This is a genomic window from Streptomyces sp. SudanB182_2057, from assembly GCF_964272715.1.
GTDB classification, from domain to species: domain Bacteria; phylum Actinomycetota; class Actinomycetes; order Streptomycetales; family Streptomycetaceae; genus Streptomyces; species Streptomyces rubradiris.
Genome location: NZ_OZ186798.1, coordinates 5,675,489 through 5,691,981, shown reverse-complemented (window position 1 = coordinate 5,691,981; position 16,493 = coordinate 5,675,489). Strand labels below are relative to the sequence as shown.

General features: G+C 75.4%; 13 protein-coding genes. 8 read left to right on the top strand and 5 right to left on the bottom strand.

Annotated elements, in window-relative coordinates; genetic code table 11:
- The first annotated feature begins 100 nt into the window (after positions 1 to 100).
- Positions 101 to 760 (top strand): toxin-antitoxin system, toxin component family protein, encoded by a 660-nt coding sequence (locus tag ACSURM_RS25100; protein ID WP_436958010.1) that lies wholly within the window; start codon positions 101 to 103, stop codon positions 758 to 760.
- On the top strand, positions 757 to 1,962 hold the full coding sequence (locus ACSURM_RS25095; protein ID WP_436958009.1) for an MAB_1171c family putative transporter: 1,206 nt from the start codon (positions 757 to 759) through the stop codon (positions 1,960 to 1,962). Before ACSURM_RS25100 ends, ACSURM_RS25095 begins: the two co-directional genes overlap by 4 nt.
- Before the next feature lie 13 nt (positions 1,963 to 1,975).
- On the opposite strand, the gene ACSURM_RS25090 is transcribed toward ACSURM_RS25095, so the two are convergent.
- Together ACSURM_RS25090 and ACSURM_RS25085 are read right to left on the bottom strand one after the other, a co-directional pair.
- Complete coding sequence (locus ACSURM_RS25090; RefSeq protein WP_436958008.1) at positions 1,976 to 2,821, bottom strand: SMP-30/gluconolactonase/LRE family protein; 846 nt, start codon at positions 2,819 to 2,821, stop codon at positions 1,976 to 1,978.
- Entirely contained in the window at positions 2,818 to 3,591 is a 774-nt protein-coding gene (locus tag ACSURM_RS25085; protein ID WP_436958007.1) for an IclR family transcriptional regulator, read from the bottom strand. The genes ACSURM_RS25090 and ACSURM_RS25085 overlap by 4 nt, the downstream gene beginning before the upstream one ends.
- Positions 3,592 to 3,741: 150 nt before the next feature.
- On the opposite strand from ACSURM_RS25085, the gene ACSURM_RS25080 reads away from it, so the two are divergent.
- The gene (locus ACSURM_RS25080; protein ID WP_436958006.1) at positions 3,742 to 4,299 is read left to right on the top strand and encodes a hypothetical protein; all 558 of its coding nucleotides are present in this window, start codon (positions 3,742 to 3,744) and stop codon (positions 4,297 to 4,299) included.
- Positions 4,300 to 4,659: 360 nt separating this feature from the next.
- Positions 4,660 to 5,400 carry a protein kinase gene (locus ACSURM_RS25075; protein WP_436958005.1) on the top strand — a complete coding sequence of 247 codons (741 nt, stop codon included), beginning with the start codon at positions 4,660 to 4,662 and terminating at the stop codon, positions 5,398 to 5,400.
- 70 nt (positions 5,401 to 5,470) lie between these two features.
- Here the strand turns inward: ACSURM_RS25075 and ACSURM_RS25070 are convergent, their stop codons facing one another.
- Together ACSURM_RS25070 and ACSURM_RS25065 are read right to left on the bottom strand one after the other, a co-directional pair.
- The gene (locus ACSURM_RS25070; RefSeq protein ID WP_436958004.1) at positions 5,471 to 6,301 is read right to left on the bottom strand and encodes an oxidoreductase; all 831 of its coding nucleotides are present in this window, start codon (positions 6,299 to 6,301) and stop codon (positions 5,471 to 5,473) included.
- 103 nt (positions 6,302 to 6,404) lie between these two features.
- A complete protein-coding gene (locus tag ACSURM_RS25065; protein WP_436958003.1) occupies positions 6,405 to 7,280 on the bottom strand; it encodes an ATP-grasp domain-containing protein in 876 nt (291 codons plus the stop codon).
- Positions 7,281 to 7,423: 143 nt separating this feature from the next.
- Here ACSURM_RS25065 and ACSURM_RS25060 point away from each other — a divergent pair, with 143 nt between their 5' ends.
- Together ACSURM_RS25060 and ACSURM_RS25055 are read left to right on the top strand one after the other, a co-directional pair.
- The gene (locus tag ACSURM_RS25060) at positions 7,424 to 8,869 is read left to right on the top strand and encodes an acyl-CoA synthetase (protein WP_436958002.1); all 1,446 of its coding nucleotides are present in this window, start codon (positions 7,424 to 7,426) and stop codon (positions 8,867 to 8,869) included.
- Entirely contained in the window at positions 8,862 to 10,223 is a 1,362-nt protein-coding gene (locus ACSURM_RS25055) for a carboxyl transferase domain-containing protein (protein WP_436958001.1), read from the top strand. The genes ACSURM_RS25060 and ACSURM_RS25055 overlap by 8 nt, the downstream gene beginning before the upstream one ends.
- On the opposite strand, the gene ACSURM_RS25050 is transcribed toward ACSURM_RS25055, so the two are convergent.
- A complete protein-coding gene (locus ACSURM_RS25050; protein ID WP_436958000.1) occupies positions 10,216 to 13,833 on the bottom strand; it encodes a S8 family serine peptidase in 3,618 nt (1,205 codons plus the stop codon). The genes ACSURM_RS25055 and ACSURM_RS25050 overlap by 8 nt on opposite strands.
- A 238-nt stretch (positions 13,834 to 14,071) precedes the next feature.
- Here ACSURM_RS25050 and ACSURM_RS25045 point away from each other — a divergent pair, with 238 nt between their 5' ends.
- Both ACSURM_RS25045 and ACSURM_RS25040 read left to right on the top strand, forming a co-directional pair.
- A complete protein-coding gene (locus ACSURM_RS25045) occupies positions 14,072 to 14,452 on the top strand; it encodes a CU044_2847 family protein (protein WP_436957999.1) in 381 nt (126 codons plus the stop codon).
- Positions 14,452 to 16,479, top strand: coding sequence for a trypsin-like peptidase domain-containing protein (locus ACSURM_RS25040; protein WP_436957998.1), 2,028 nt, complete (start codon positions 14,452 to 14,454; stop codon positions 16,477 to 16,479). Before ACSURM_RS25045 ends, ACSURM_RS25040 begins: the two co-directional genes overlap by 1 nt.
- Positions 16,480 to 16,493: the final 14 nt, after the last annotated feature.

The following is a 16,493-nucleotide window of genomic DNA, read 5'->3' as shown; positions in this document are numbered from 1 at the left end:
GCGTTGGACGACGGCCGGGGGAAGGCATGACGCGGGCACATTCGTGCGCGTACCCTCGGACCAGCCATGACCGGGCCGGACACGGTACGAAGGGGGGCCGATGGGCATCGCGGACGCGCGGCGGCGGCTGACCGCGCTCGCCTCCCGGATGCTCCGCCCGCGCACCGGTTCGGCGATGCGGGAGCTGGCCGGCGACCTCGCCGCCGCCGTCCGCGCCCGGCCCGAAACCCCGCGGGACATACGGCAGTTGTGCCACGCGCTGTGCGAGGAGATGACCGCGCTGCGCGCCGGGCGGCCGGTCGAGCTGCGGTTCGAGCGGTTCCCGGACGAGATAGAAGTGACCGGGCTGTGGGTCGAGTTCGCCGACTTCGACCTGATCATCGTGGAGGAGCGGGCGGAGGACGTGCAGCAACTGGTCATCCTGGGACACGAACTGTGGCACCTGCACGCCGGGCACCGCCACCACCACCTGGCCGGGGCCGCCGCGGCCCGCGCCCTCGCCGACGCCCCCGGCTGGCGGGAGGCGGCCCTCACGGTGGCCGCCCGCAACGGCTCCCGGGAGACCGACGAGGCCGAGGCGGACCACTTCGGGCACCGCCTGGCCACCCTGTTCCGCAGCCACCTGTCCGGGGCCCGGCCCGCTCCGCCGGACCCCCTTCAGCGCTCCCTCGGCTACCGCGGACGCGAACGGGCGGGCGGCCCGGACGGACGCGCCGCGCCGACGGCGGACCGGCCCGGGGAGGGGGGAGCCGCGCGGTGACACCGCCGGTCCTCCTCTGCGAGTTCTCCGTCTCCTTCTGGATCCCCGCGGCCGTGCTCGTCGCCGCCCTGGCGATCAAACTGCCGACGATCATCCGGCTGTGGCGGGACCCGCTGCTGCGCACGGTCGGCACGCTGCTGCTGCTCGCCTGCGCGGTGTTCGTCTTCAGCGCGCCGTCCACCGTCGCCCTGGTCAACCGGCTGACCGGCGTGCCCAACATCTCGGCGCCCTGGTGTTATTCACTGATCACCGCGCTGTGCGCGAACGGCCTGCTGCTGCTCATGACCTGGCGCAACGGCCCCTGCGGCCGCCCGGCCGGCACCCGCCGCGCGCGCCGCTGGGTGCTCTCGGTGTACTCCGGCGTGATCGTCGCCCTGTGGGTGCTGTTCGCGCTCGCCGACGCGCCCGTGGAGCGGCTACGGGACCTGGACACCTACTACGCGAACACGCCGTTCATCCGCGAGGGCATCCTGCTCTACCTCCTCGCGCACGCCGTGGCCTGCCTGGTCAGCTCCCGGCTGATCCGGGCCTGGGTGCGCCTTCCGGGCCTGGACGCCTGGCTGCGCCGGGGCCTCAGGCTGCTGGGCGCCGGATACGCGCTGGACCTGGCGTACAGCGCGGCCAAGCTGACCGCCGTCGGGGCGCGCTGGGCCGGGCGGAACGCGGACTGGCTGAGCACCGACCTGGCACCGGCCGTGGCCGCCGTCGCCGCGATCCTCGTGGCCGCCGGGTTCGTCCTGCCGCACGCCGGACAGTATCTGCGCGACCGGTGGCGGGTCCGGCTCGCGCACTGCGAACTACGGCCGCTGTACCGGCTGTTGCGGTCGGTGAGCGGGGCGGGGCTGCCGTTCGTGCTGCGCGCCACGCCCGAACTGCGGCTCACCCGGCGCGAGACGTTCATCCGGGACGTGCTGCTGCCGCTGGCCCGGCGCATCGACGCCGGGCTGTGCGGACGCGCGTACGACGCGGCACTCGGGCTCGGCCATCCGCCCGAGCGGGCCCGGGCGCTGGCGGCGGCGGTGTGCGTGCTGGACGCCGTCGAGACGGGTTCGGGCGCGCGGCCCGGGCCGGGGGGCGGCGGGGCCGACACGGCCGGTCTGCTGCGGGAGATCGGGGCCGTGTCGCGTGCGCTGCGGAAACCGGCCGACATCGAGGCGGTGCGGGCCCGGGTGGCGGGGGGCCGGGTGGAGACGCGGGTGTGAAGACCCGTACGCCTCAGCCCTCGAACGGCGGCTGGGGCAGCCCCTTGCCCGCGTTCGCGATCACCAGCAGGGAGCCCGACAAGGGGTGGGGGGACTCGAGACCCGTGCGGGCCGTGGTGACGTAGAGGTCGGTCAGGGCGGCGCCGCCGAAGGCGCAGGCCGTGGTCCGGGGAGTGGGCAGGGAGATGACGCGGTCCAGCGTGCCGTCGGGCGTGTAGCGGCGGACCGCTCCGCCGTCCCACAGGGCCACCCACACGCAGCCGTCGGCGTCCACCGTGAGGCCGTCCGGGTAGCCCGCGCCCTCCTCGATCTCCACCAGCGGACGGCGGTCGCGGATGCCCTCGGAGTCGTAGTCGAACACGTCCACGCGGCGCGTCGGGCTGTCGACGTAGTACATGAGACGGCCGTCGGGACTCCAGCCGGTGCCGTTGCTGACCGTGACGTCGTCCAGCACCGTCCGCGCGGTGCCGTCCCCGGTGAGGCGGGACAGCGTGCCGCCGCCGGCCGCCTCGTCGTAGCGCATCGTGCCCGCCCACAGGGAGCCGTCCGGGGCGACGGCCGCGTCGTTCGCGCGGCGGCCCGGGACCGGCTCGTGGTGCAGCCAGCGGAACGCGCCGTCGGGGTCCAGCAGGCCGACGCCGTCGCGCAGGTTCAGCACCAGGCCGCCGCCCGCGCGGGGCTTGGCGGCGCCGACGTGCTGGGGCGTCGTACGGACCGTGCGGCGGCCGGTCACCGGGTCGTAGGTGTGCAGCCGCATGCCCAGGATGTCCAGCCAGAGGAGCGTGCCGGTCGCCGGGTCCCAGGTCGGTCCCTCGCCGAGCGTCGCCTCCGCCGCCACCGCCACCTCGTACGCCGTCATGCCGCGCTCCTGTGTCCCAGCCGCTCCGACAGTTCCGCCGCGCCCTTGGCGGCCAGCTGCTCCAGCTCGGCCCGGCGCTCGTCGCTCCAGCGAATCATAGGGACGGAGATGGACAGCGCGGCGACAACCTGGCCGGTGCGGTCGCGGACCGGCGCGGCGACGCAGGAGACGTCGGGGTTGGACTCGCGGCTCTCCACCGCGATCCCGCGCTCCCGGATCTCCGTGAGGGCCGCCCGCAGCGCGGACGGTTCGGTGATGCTGTTCGGCGTCATCGCGGCCAGTTCGGCGTCGTCGGGGATCCGCGCGGACAGCTCCGGACCGGGCAGCGAGGCCAGCAGCATCTTGCCGACCGAGGTGCAGTGGGCGGGCAGCCGGCGGCCGGCGGCGGAGACCATGCGGACGGCGTGGGTGGAGTCGACCTTGGCGATGTAGATGACGTCGGTGCCCTCCAGGATGGCGACGTGCACCGTCTCGTCACAGGTCTCGGCGACCGAGCGGGCCACCTGCTGGCCCTCGGCGGCGAGGTCGAGCTGCTCGGCGTAGCGGCTGCCGAGCTGGTACGGGCGCACTCCGAGCCGGTACCGTCCGGGCTGGCCGGGTACCGGCACGATGTACGACCGTGCGGCGAGCGTGGTGACCAGCTCGTGCACGGTGGTGCGCGGCAGCTGGAGCCTGCGCACGATGTCGGGGGCGGAGAGTGTCCCGTCCCCGTCGAGGAACAGCTCAAGAATGTCCAGAGCCCGGGTCACGGCAGGCACGAGGCGTCCCACGTCCGGCCCCCTCCCTTGGTGTTGGCGCCCGTGGCGATATCCGGGTCGGAATGTTCGAGATATCAACAGGCGATCGGCATGACGAACACAGGCTAGTCAGGGAAGGTTGCGCGGGCAATGGGCGGGAGCCGGACCGGGCACGATGGCTCCATGGAACTCGACTTCCAGCTTGTGCTGCTGCGCCGCATGGCCGACCACAACCCGGACCTCGTGGAGGAGGCGCGGCGGCGGCTCGGCGCGTCGGCGGCGGACATGCGGGAGGCCAACAAGCGGTGGCAGGCGATGGTCCGCTCGCCGCGGGGCCGGGGTGCCGCCGCGCGGTACCGGGCCGTCCTCGGCGCTCCCGAGTCCGTGCTGCCGCGGCGGATCGGCGACCTGGACTGCGAGGCCCGGCGGTGGGCCCTGCCGCTCTGGCCCGACCTGCGGTTCGAGGTGCTGGCCGGGCCGGACGGCGGGGTGTGGCACGCGTGGCTGGTGCGGGCGCCGGACGCGCCGGGCCCGCGCCTCGACACCCTGGAGGACCTGACCCCGTGGTCGTGCACGGTGGACGAGGCCGCCCGCGCCTTCGCCCCCGCCCGCCCGCTCCAGGGCACGGCCCCCACCCGGTCGGGCCTGGCCCTCACCGCCCCGACCCGCGACGGCGCACGGCACGAACTGGTCGCGGAGTTCACCTGGGGGCTGCTCCAGCGGACGGCGGTCGTCGGTTGACCGGGTGGCCTGGGGGCACCTCCCCGGCGACCGGCCATCATGCCCACGGTAGGTGGGCGGTAACCCGGGGGTTGGCCAGTTCGGCAGGGCGTCAAGGGTCCGGGTCACGGACCTGTGCCCACCTGCATCGGGCGCCTCGCGGCCTGGTGCCCTGACTGCGCTGATTGCACCGTCCGCACAAGCCGTCAGCGCACGGCTGCCCATGCGGTCCGGACAATGAAAGTGACGAGGGCCCCGACAACGGGGAATGCACCCCCGGCTATCCGGGCAGTTCGTGTTCCCCGAGGAACTGAGCGGCGTATGAACGCAGATACTCCAGAGACCAGGATCCTTCCGTTCATCCGGCGGCACACGGGGGAGGTGAGCAGTATCCGGCGGACCGAGCGAGGGTTCAGCTCGGACCTGACCGCCCTTGTCGACTGCGAGAAGGGTCGGTTCTTCGTCAAGGCGGTCCGCAACCGTGCGGGAGGACGGCGTACGTCGCTGATCCGGGAACAGATGATCAACGACTACACGATCCCTGTCTCGCCGCCCCTGCTCTGGGAGGTGGAGGACGACTGGCTGGTCCTGGGATTCGAGGCGGTACAGGCCCGGACGGCGGATTTCGCGCCCGGCTCCCCGGACGTGCCGAAGGTGGTCGGTCTCGTCCGTCGGATCGGGGGGTTGCCGCTCCCCCCGGTCGCCGAGCACTGGACCGAGACCCGGTGGGACCGCTTCACCGCAGACCCCGCCGAGGCGTCGTTGTTCCGGGGTGACTCCCTGCTGCACACGGACATCAACCCGAGCAACTTCCTGATCGGCTCCACGCGGAACTGGGTGGTGGACTGGGCATGGCCGACCAGGGGCGCGGGATTCATCGACGTCGCCCTCCTGGTCGTGCAGCTCATCGCGGCCGGCCACGACCCGGGCTCCACCGAACGGTACGCCTCGCAGTGCCCCGCATGGCACCAGGCACAGCCCGGGGCGGTGGACGCCTTCGCGGCGGCCGGCCTGCGCATGCACCGGTCCTACGCGGAGCGCAACCCGGCTGCCGAGTGGCTGAACGCCATGGTCGCCGCGAACCAGGCATGGACGGATCATCGCGGAGTCGTCGTCAGCTGACGAGTGCACGGGGAAAGTCCCCCAAACCTACGGGAGTTGGGGGACTTTCCAGGGCGCGGAAAGACACGACCTAGGCGTCGAAGCCGGTCGCTCGGGTTCGCTTCTCCCATTCGGTGATCTCCGCGCGGACCTGGTCGAGGTGGTCCAGGACCGCGGTCACCCCGTCGTCGCCCAGCGGCAGCCGCAGTGGGGGCCGCTCGGCCTCCAGCGCGGCCAGGATGACGGCCGCCGCCTTCGCCGGGTCGCCGGGCTGGGAGCCGTCGGCGCCGGAGACGAACCCGCGGGTCTCGCCGACCTTGGTGTACACCCCGCTGTCGGGGCTGGCCCCGGCCCGGCCGGTGTCGAACAGGGAGGTCCGGAACGCGCCCGGCTCCACGATCAGCACCTTGATGCCGTACTCCGCCACCTCGTCGGCGAGCGCCTCGGAGAGGCCCTCCAGCGCGAACTTGGTGGCGGAGTACGCCCCGAAGCCCGCGAAGGACATCTGCCCGCCCATGCTGCTCATCTGCACGATCGCGCCCGAGCGCCGCTCGCGCATGTGCGGCAGCACCGCCCGCACCAGGGCGGTCGGCCCGAAGACGTGCAGCTCGAACAGGTCCCGCAGTTCCCGCTCGGTGGTCTCCTCGACCGCGCCGACGTGCGTGCGGCCCGCGTTGTTGACCAGCACGTCGATCCGGCCGTGCCGGGCCACGACGTCCGCGACCGCCGCCTCGATCACGGCGCCGTCCGTCACGTCGAGGCGCAGCGCCTCCACCCGGCCCGGGTGGGCGGCGACCAGGTCCTCCAGGGCCTCGGGGCGGCGGGCCGCGCCGATCACCAGGTCACCGGCGGCTACCGCGGCCTCGGTGATCGCCCGGCCGAATCCGCTGCTCGCGCCGGTCACCAGCCATACCTTGGACACGTCGACTCCCCCGACTCGTAGTGATCTTGGCGGCCCCAGCCTGCGGTACAGGACCCTCCGGCGTCCAGCGGATACGGCGAACCGTCCGGCATGCGGGCGGAGTTCAGATTTCCCGGGCCGTCCGCAGGATCGTCTCCGTCACCCGGGGCAGGGACTCCGGGTGCAGCCGGAGGAACAGGTTGGGTTCGACCAGTTCCAGTTCCATCAGGCGGGGTTCGCCGTCGTCGCCGTCGACCAGGTCCACGCGCGCGTACAGCAGCTCGGGCGTCCCGGACACGGCGGCCAGCGCCCGTTCCGCCACGGCCAGTTCGGCGGGGGCCGGCTGCCAGCGCTCCACGCCGGGGTGGGCGACCTTGTCGGCGTCGTAGGGGGTGCCGGGGGACAGTACGGCGCCCTTGCGGCTGGCGTGCAGCAGCCGTCCGCCGAAGAACTGCAGGGCCCGCTCCCCGCGCACGTCGATGCCCGGCATGTACGGCTGGACCATCGCGGTGAAGCCCTCGGCGTGCATCCGGGCGAGCTGCCGCAGCGCGGTGTCGTGCTCGGCGGGGGTGTAGCGGGCGGCGAACCGGGCGCCCGCGCCCGAGGTCGGCTTGACGACGAACTCGTGGCCGGTGGGCAGGGCGGCCGCCTCGCCGGGGGCTATGTAGCGGGTGGGGACGGTGGGCACCCCGGCCGCCGCCAGCTCGCCGAGGTAGCGCTTGTCGGTGTTCCAGCGCACGACGGGGGCCGGGTTGGCCAGCCGGGTCAGGGTCGCGGTGCGCTCCACCCAGGCGGCGAACTCGGCGGCCCGCCAGCTGTAGTCCCAGGTGGAGCGGATGACCACGAGGTCGTATCCGGCCCAGTCGGCCGCCGGGTCGTCCCAGTACCGGGCCTCCGCGTCGGCGCCGGCCTCCCGCAGCGCCCGTACCAGGACCGGCAGATCGGTGTCCTTGCTGGGTCCGGAGCCGGGGTCGTAGGTGGCGAGGGCGATACGGGGCACGGCGGGACTCCCTTTCGTACGCGGGTTCGATGAAGGGTGCGGTGGCGAGGCTAACAAGGCCCGCCGCGCGCCGTTCCGCTGGTGTAGGAAGGGTGCTGTCGTCCCCGGCAGCCGGCCGCCGCCGGCAGTAAGGAGTGCGCCGCGTGTCCCCTCTCTTCCCCGCCCTGGCGGACGGTCCCCCCGACATGGCCGCCCTGCGGTTCGGGTCCCGGTCCCTGACGTACGGCTCGCTCGCGGGCGCCGCGGGTGCCCTCGCCGCCCGGCTTCAGGGGGCGGGCCGGGTCGCGGTGTGGGCCGTGCCGGAGCTGGAGACCGCCGTCGCGGTGACCGGCGCGCTGCTCGCCGGGGTGGCCGCGGTGCCGCTCAACCCGAAGTCGGGCGAGAAGGAACTCGCGCACATCCTCACCGACAGCGCGCCGTCCCTGGTCCTCGCCCCGCCGGACACCGAACTGCCGCCGGTCCTCGGCGGCCTGCCCCGGATCGACGTGGACGCCTCCGCCACCGGCCCGCTTCCCGAGGAACGGGCGGCGGACGGCGATCCGGCGCTGATCGTGTACACCTCCGGCACCACCGGCCCGCCCAAGGGCGCGGTGCTGCCCCGCCGGGCCCTCGCCACCACCCTGGACGCGCTCGCCGACGCCTGGCGGTGGACCGGGGACGACGTACTGGTGCACGGGCTGCCGCTGTTCCATGTGCACGGGCTGGTGCTGGGCGTCCTGGGCCCGCTGCGGCGCGGCGGCGCGGTGCGGCACCTGGGCCGGTTCTCCCCCGAGGGCGTGGCCCGCGAGCTGAACGACGGCGCGACCATGCTGTTCGGGGTGCCGACGATGTACCACCGCCTCGCCGAGGCCCTGCCCGGCGACCCGGAGCTGGCAGGGGCGCTGGCGCGGGCCCGGCTGCTGGTCTCGGGCTCGGCCGCGCTGCCGGTGCACGACCACGAGCGGATCGCGGCGGCCACCGGCCGGCGGGTGATCGAGCGGTACGGCATGACCGAGACGCTGATGAACACCAGCGTGCGGGCCGACGGCGAGGCGCGGGCCGGCACGGTCGGGGTGCCGCTGCCGGGCGTGGAGCTGCGGCTGGTGGAGGAGGACGGCACGGAGCTGACCGCCTGGGACGGGGAGAGCGTCGGCGAGATCCAGGTGCGCGGCCCGAACCTGTTCACCGAGTATCTGAACCGGCCCGACGCCACCGCCGCCGCGTTCACCGCCGACGGTTTCTTCCGCACCGGGGACATGGCCGTACGGGAGCCCGACGGCTACGTCCGGATCGTCGGGCGCAAGGCCACCGACCTGATCAAGAGCGGTGGTTACAAGATCGGGGCCGGGGAGATCGAGAACGCGCTGCTGGAGCATCCGGGGGTGCGGGAGGCGGCGGTCACCGGGGAGCCGGACGCCGACCTGGGCGAGCGGATCGTGGCCTGGATCGTCCCGGCGGACCCGGAGTCACCGCCCGGCGCCGAGGAGCTGGCGGACCACGTGGCCCGGCGGCTGGCCCCGCACAAGCGTCCCCGTGCCGTCCGCTACCTGGACGCGCTGCCCCGCAACGACATGGGCAAGATCATGAAGCGGGCCCTGGCCGATGTCTGAGCGGCGCTCGGCGCGGGAGGTGCTGGCGCTGCTGGCCGACCCCGGCAGCCTCCGCGAACTCCCGGCGCCCGCCGGGCGGTCGGTGCCGGACGGGCCGCTGGGCTGGCAGGGCTACGACGCCTCGCGGGCCCGCGCCGCCGAGCGCACCGGCGAGAGCGAGTCGGTGGTCTGCGGCACCGCGCGCGTCGCGGGCACCGAGGCCGTGCTGATCGCCTTCGAGTTCGGCTTCCTCGGCGGCTCGCTGGGCGAACGCACCGGGGACCGGCTGGTGGCGGCCCACGCCCACGCCCGCGCGCACCGGCTGCCGGTGGTGCCGCTGATCGCGACCGGCGGCAGCCGCATGCAGGAGGGCATGCTCGCGCTCACCCAGCTCCAGCGGGTGGCCCGCGCCTCCGCGCTCACCCGGCGGGCCGGGCTGCCGCAGATCGCGGTCCTGCGGGATCCGACGACCGGCGGCGGCTGGGCCACGCTCGGGGCGGGCGCGGACGTGGTGCTGGCCCTGCCCGGCGCCCAGGTGGGCTTCGCCGGCTCCCGGGTCCGCCCGCCGGACGCCGACCCGGCCGCGTACACGGCCGAAGCGCAGGTGGCGGCGGGCTCGGCGGACGCGGTGGTGGAGCCGGACCGGCTGAAGGAGGTGCTCGGCACCTGGCTGCGGCTGCTGACGGCCCCGGCCGCCGAGGCGCCCGTGCCCCGGGCCCTGGGCCGGGCCGGGCTGCCCGCCACCGGGTGGGAGGCCGTCGCCGGGGCCCGGGACCCGCGACGGCCGCGGGCGGACGCCTACCTGGACGGCTTCTTCGACCGCCGGGTGCTCATCAGCGGCGACCGGTGCGGCGGCACGGATCCCGACGGGATGCTGTGCGGGTTCGGCGAACGGGACGGCCGCAGCGTGGCGTTCGCGGCGCAGACCGGGGCGGCGGCCCGGCCCGCCGGGTACCGCACCGCCGCCCGGCTGATCCGGCTCGCGGACCGGCTCGGCGTCCCGGTGCTGACGCTGGTGGACACCCCGGGCGCCGCCAACGGCGCGGACGCCGAGCGGCAGGGGGCCGGGGCCGCGATCGCCGAGGTGTTCCGGGCGGTGGCCGATGCCCGGGTGCCCCTGGCCACCCTCGTGATCGGCGAGGGCGGCTCCGGCGGGGCGCTGGCGCTGGCCGCGCCGGGCAACACCTGGGCCACCCCGGACAGTTACTTCTCGGTGATCGCGCCCGAACTCGCGGCGGCCATCCTCAAGCGCCCGCCGGAGCAGGTGGAGGCGACCGCCGGCCAGTTGCGCATCCGGCCGCAGGACCTGGTGGAGCTGGGAGTGGTCCGGGGCATCGTGGGACCCGCGAACCACCCCCGTTCCCCGGCTACTTGACGGCCGCCGCCCGGACGATCTCCTGGGTGACCGAGCCGCCCCGGTCGTCACGGGCGAAGGCGCGCAGGGAGAGGTGGGCGGTGCCGCGCGGCACGGTGAGCGTGCCGCGCCAGGAGGCGCCTCCGTCGGCGGTCAGCGGGACCGCCCGCCAGGTGGTGCCGTCGTCGTACGACACCTCCAGCCGGCCGCCGCCGAGTCTGCCGGTGCCGGTCGCGCCCGCGACGTACTCGGCGGAGATCCCGACCGGCACGCGCCGGCCCGCGGGCACCCGGCCGGCCAGGTCGGTGTCGAGGTCGAAGGCGAGGTTGACCAGCGGCAGGTACGTCCAGCGGTCCGCCGGGGTTGCCGCCGACCGGAAGGTCCACTCGGTGTGGCCGCGGGTGGCGACGGGCCAGCGGGCGGCGTCCAGGGCGGTGTCGGTGACGACCTTGTAGGTGTGCTCGTCGGCGGGCGCGCCCAAGACGTAGGCGGCGGAGCTGGTGCTCTCGTCCACGAGGGTGCCGTCCAGGTAGACGGCGGTGGTCTGGCGCAGTCCGCTCTCGTCGCTCCACACGTCGCCGAAGCCGGTGTGGTCGGGCCCGGAGTCGCCCCAGCCGGGCGTGTTGAACTGGAGGCGGTCACCGGCGCGTTGCTGGCCCCAGCCGAGCCCGGTGCCCAGCCAGGGGTGCCACACCGGGCGGAACCAGTCCAGCTTGGGCCGGGTGCCGCCGGTGTAGCGGACCAGCCCGCCGCGTTCCTCCAGCGCGCCGTCGCGGACGGTGACCGACTCGTGCCACAGCTGGCCGGGGCCGGTGGAGACGTAGTCGGTGCGCTCGGCGGGCAGCGAGACGCGCTCCTGGAAGCCGATGCCGACCGGGAAGGTGCCGGTGAGGGAGTAGCGGAACTCGCCGCCGTCGGTCGGTTCGGCCGCGTGGAACCTCACGTGCACGGACGCGAGTCGGGGGGTGTACGTGAGGTCCCGGTCGGGGATCGCGCCCGGGTGGCCCTCGGACAGGTCGTAGACGTACGGCGAGTCGGCCGTGCCGGTCATGTCGACCCGTCCGGCGGCGCGCAGCCGGGCGGCGTCGGCGCGGCCCACGGTGGCGATCGTCAGCGGCCGGCCGGTGTTGTCGTCCGTGCCCCACCAGGCCAGCAGCCGGCCGGGCGCGTCGTCCGTGACGAACAGGGCCTTGGCGCCCGCGTCCTGGGCGGCTTCGGCGAGCGCGGCCGGGTCGGCGCCGGTGGCGAGGTGCGCGAGGACGGCCTTGCCGGACACGCCGGTCAGGGGGCCGTCGCCGACGTCGGCCAGCGGCAGCCGGGTGCGGCCCTCGGCGAGGGTGCCGCCGGGCTGGACGGTGGCCTCGCCGACGCCCTTCACCTCCAACCGCGGCTTGGCCAGCCGCCACACGGTGCGGTACTCGAAGGTGCCCTGGGCGACCGTCGGGGTGGGCGCGGCGAAGACGCTGTCGTAGGCGAGGGGGACCTGGACCGCTTCGAACAGGTCGGCGCCGCCCGCCCGCCGGTCGTACTCCATCAGCAGCTGGCGGGTCTCGGTGCGCCGGTCCACGGCGGCCCTGACCTCGCGCAGCTCCCGGCCGTCCAGGGTGACGTCCTGGTCGTGGTCCAGGCGGATCTCGGGGGCGGCGAGGAAGCCGAGGCCGAGGGAGTCGGCGCCGTGGCCGCCGCGCACGTCGAGGAAGGTGGCGAGGGTGTAGGTGCCCGGCTCCAGGCGCAGCCGGAGGGTGCCGGAGGCGCCGACGTGCGCGGGCCGGGCGTCCTCGCCCCCGGCGAGCCGCCGCACGGTGAGGTCGGCGGGCACGGGGGCGCCGTCGCGGTCCTTGACGTGGACGGTGAGCGTGTACCGCTCCTCCTCCTTGACCAGGCCGAACGCGGTGTGCGCGAGGGGTGTGCCGTCCTCGGCGGCGGCCACGACCTGCCCGCTGGTCTCGCCGACGGGCGCGCGGGTGGCGTCGCCGGTGACGGTGGTGGACGCGGTGGAGCGCGCGGGCACGGTGAGGGTGTCCCGGGCCAGGGTGACGACCCCGTCGGGGGCACCCCGCACGGACAGCCGCAGCCGCACCTCGGCGTCGGAGGTGTTGCGGTAGGTGAGGGTCCGGGTGACGGGCCGGTCGGTGTCGTAGGGCCAGCGGTGGAAGCCCAGGTCGGCGCTGCCGGTGGCGGTGAGGCCGGCCCGTACCGCGTCCGGGACGCTGACCCGGCCCGCGCCCAGGACGTACGCGGACGTGTCGAGCTGCCGGGAGGTGGACAGCAGCGCGTCCTTCAGCTCGGCGCCGCTCCAGTCGGGGTGCCGCTCCGCGAGCAGCGCGGCCACCCCGGCGGCTTGCGGGGTCGCCATCGACGTACCGCTCATGGAGGTGTAGTCGCCGGTGCCGGGGGCGAGCCGGGAGCGGGCGGCGAGGATGTCGACGCCGGGCGCGGAGACGTCCGGCTTGAGGGCGTTGTCGCCGAGGCGGGGCCCGGCGGAGGTGAAGTAGGCGGGCCGGTCGGCGGAGTCGACCGCGCCGACGGTGAGCGCGGCGTCGGCGGCGCCGGGCGAGCCGATGGCGGAGGGCGCGCCGGTGTTGCCGGCGGCGACCACGAACAGGGCCCCGGTCTCCTTCGTCAGGGTGTTCAGCGCCTGGGCCATCGGGTCGGTGCCGTCGCTCGGCTCCTGGGACCCCAGGCTCATGGAGACGATCCGGGCCCGCACGTCCCGGGCCGCCCACTCCATCCCGGCGATGATCTGCGACTCGCTGCCGAAGCCTTGGTCGCCGAGCACCTTGCCGACGGCGAGCGTGGCGCCCGGCGCGACGCCTTTCTCCGTGCCGTCGGAGGCGGCGCCGCTGCCGCCGACCGTGGAGGTGACATGGGTGCCGTGCCCGTTGCGGTCGGCGACCTCCTCGCCCTCGACGAAGCTCCGGACGGTGCTCACCCGGCCGGCCAGGTCGGGGTGGCCGAGGTCGACGCCGCTGTCCAGGACGGCGACGGTGACGCCCTTGCCGGTCAGTCCCGCGTCCCAGGCCGCCGCCGTGCCGATCTGGGCGTTGCTGTGGGCGAGGTCGGCGGTCACCCGGCCGTCCAGCCACACCTTGCCGATGTCCGCGCCCCGGGTGAACGACCGCCAGAAGGTACGGCCCCGGCCCGCCGCCAGCGCGGCCCCGCGCAGGCTGGGCAGCGCCCGGGTGCGCTTCGCCCCGGCCGGGATGGCGGCCCGGACGCCCTCGCCGTAGGTCACGATCAGCGGCAACGCGTCCGCCCGCGCGTCGGTGAGCCCCTGCCGGATCAGCCCGGTGACGTCGAACAGCCGCCGGTCCAGGCGGCCGGACCGCAGATACGGCAGCGCCTCGTCCGGTACGACGGTCAGGTGCCCGTCGGTCCGCTGGGTGCGGACGGCGCCGGTGGCACCCGGGGGCCGCCGCACGGTGACGGTCTGCCGGCCCTGTCCGAGGTCGGTGACGGTCACCCGGTCGCCGGTGACCAGGGTGACGGCCGCGGGGGCGGCGGCGCCCCGGGCGGGCGCGGCGGCGGGGGCGGGGGCCGCCCGGGCGACCGCGGGGCCGGCCGGGAGCAGGGCGCCCACCAGCGCCGCCGCCAGCAGTGCCGTGCCGCGTCTGACTGGTCCTGTGCTCATCCACGCCTCATCTCGTCCGGGTCGCGCGTGACATGTGCTGGGACGAGTGTGATGTGCACGCGTCCGCACGGGAGTTGACCACCGCTGACGGGAAGCTGCCCTGGCGGGTTCTCGCCAGCGCGGCCCGGCCGCCCACCGTGTGCCCGCCACACGCGTGAACCGGCGTGACTCGCCAAGCGCCGTCCGTACCATGGGCCTTGCACGAGCCACGCACGAACAAGGGGGAGCGAGCGGCGCCATGGACGACGGACTGGTGGAGTTCAGGACCGAGGACGGCGCACTCGTCGTGGTGGACGGCGGCCACGCCAGATCGGGCGCCCGCCTCGTCTCGCGCGGCGACGGACCGGCGCAGGCGGCGCGCACCTTCGAGGGCGCGCTGGACAACGTACGGGCGGCGGCGTCCGCGGCGCTGCGGGTCTTCCGGGACAGCAGCCTGCGACCCGACGCGGTGGAGATCGAGTTCGGCGTACGGCTGTCCGCCGAGGCCGGCGCGATCATCGCCAAGGGGTCGGCCGAGGGCCACCTGGTGGTCAAGCTCAGCTGGTCCCCGGAGCGGGCCGAGCCGGCGCCGGCCGTGCCCGGGCAGAGCGCGTCCGGTCCGGAGCCCGGGAGCCGGTGATGCGCGGCGCCGCCTGGCACGCCCGGATCGTCTGCGGCGACGTCGTGGGGGCCGGTTTCCTGGTGACCGGCCGCCTGCTGCTCACCTGCGCGCACGTCGTCCGCGAGCGCGACCGGGCCCCGGTGACCGTCAGCTTCCCGCACGCCCGGGAGCTGGGCGAGCTGTCCGCCACGGTCGTCGCCCACGGCGGCTGGGCGGGCGGGGACACCGACCCCGGCGACGTGGCCGTCCTCGAACTCGCGGCGGACGTCCCGCTCGCCCCGGCCCGGTTCGCCCCGCACGAGACCGCGTACACCGAGCCGTACCCGAAACTGGTCTCCTACGGCTTCCCCCAGTACTACGACGAGGGCACGCTCGCCGAGTTCCAGGCCGTCTCGGCGCAGTTGATCGCGGGCGAGTGGCTGGAACTGGTGACGTGGCACGGCCACGGGCAGCCGATCGTGGGCGGCTTCAGCGGGGCGGCGGCGACGCTGCCGGACGGCAGGGTGGTGGGCATGGTCACCACCGCCCTGGGGACGTCGCCCGAGGTGCGCAAGGGCCGGATGCTGCCGCTGGACGTGCTGGCCCGGTACTGGCCCGACCTCGCCGAGCTGGTGCCCGTACCGGGCCTCGGGGACGACGACCGGCGGCGGCTGTACGACCTGCTGCGCCGGGCCGCCGCCGACCCCGGCACGGGCCTCGACCCGAACCGGCTGTACCTGGACGCGGTGGGCCCCTTCGGGCCGCCGCTGCCCCCGGGCGGCTTCCCCTCCCTGCGGGCGGTGGCCGACTACGTGCGCTGGGAGGTCCCGGACCCGGACGCGCTGCCGAGGTTCACCGGCCGGCTCACCGGACTCCTCGGCGGACGGCCGGCGTTACCGGACCGGGTGGCGCCGGACGCGGCGGCCGCGCGGGCCCAGCCCGCCTGGTCGCCGGTCGTCGTGGAGATCGACCACAGCGGCGCCGGCCCCGACCAGGTGACCGTGGAGGTGTCCGCGTACCGCGACGGCCGGCGCCGGCCGGTGGGCGCCTGCCGACTGCCGCGCACCGGGGTACGGGCCTACGTCCAGAGCCGCATCGACGAGGCGGTCGCCCATCTCGCCCCCGATGCCGACGAGTTGCTGACGTTCGTGCTGCCGCGCGAGTGGCTCAACGAGGCGGTGGCGCACTGGGAGTGCGGCGCGGACGACAGTACGCCGCTGGGCTGCGCCTACCCCCTGGTGGTGACCGACCGCGCCCGGCACCACAGCGGGCGCATGCGCCACCAGTTGCGCAAGAAGTGGCAGAAGCTGGACACCGGGGGCGGGGTCGAGGTGCACCGCGTGGAGTGCGGCACCCGGGAGCGCCCGCCGAGCCTGCGCAAGCGGCTGTGGGACGGCGACGCCCGGCTGGCGGGCTTCGCCGCCCCGCCCACGGCGGCCCGCCCGCTGTTCGAGGTCGGCCTCACCGTGCCCGTACCGGTCCTGCTGTGGCCCCGGACCGGCACTCCCTGCGCCGTGCACGAGGACACGCCCCGCGCCGAGACCGCACGTACGGACACGTCCCGCGCCGAGACCGCACGTACGGACACACCCCGCGCCGGGGCCGTACGCGCGGAGGCGCCCCGCGCCGGAACGACACGCACGATCGACGTGACGAGCCCGCACGCGGACGCACCGGGTGCCGGGAGCCCGCGTACGAACTCGCCCCGCGCCACGAGCCCGTACCCGGACACCCTCGACGCCCGGAGCACGTGCCCGGACATCCCCGGCGCCCAGGGCCCCCACGCGGACCCGGCGGGCGCCGACTGCCCGTACGGGGGCCTCCCGGGCGCCGGTGGCCCGGACGCGGACGCGGCCTGTCCCGGCACCGCGTTCCTGGACCGGCTCACCGCCTCCATCGCCGACGTGCCGCCCGCCGAACTCCCCCGGCACGTCATGTCGTTGCGGCTGACCGCGGAGGCCGCCGACGATCCCGAGCGGCACTGGGCGCGCCACCTCCAGCTGCTCTGGGACGACCCGCGCTGCTTCCCCGAGACCGGCGCGAGCCTGCACTCGCCCGTCGCCTGACCGACCGACACCCG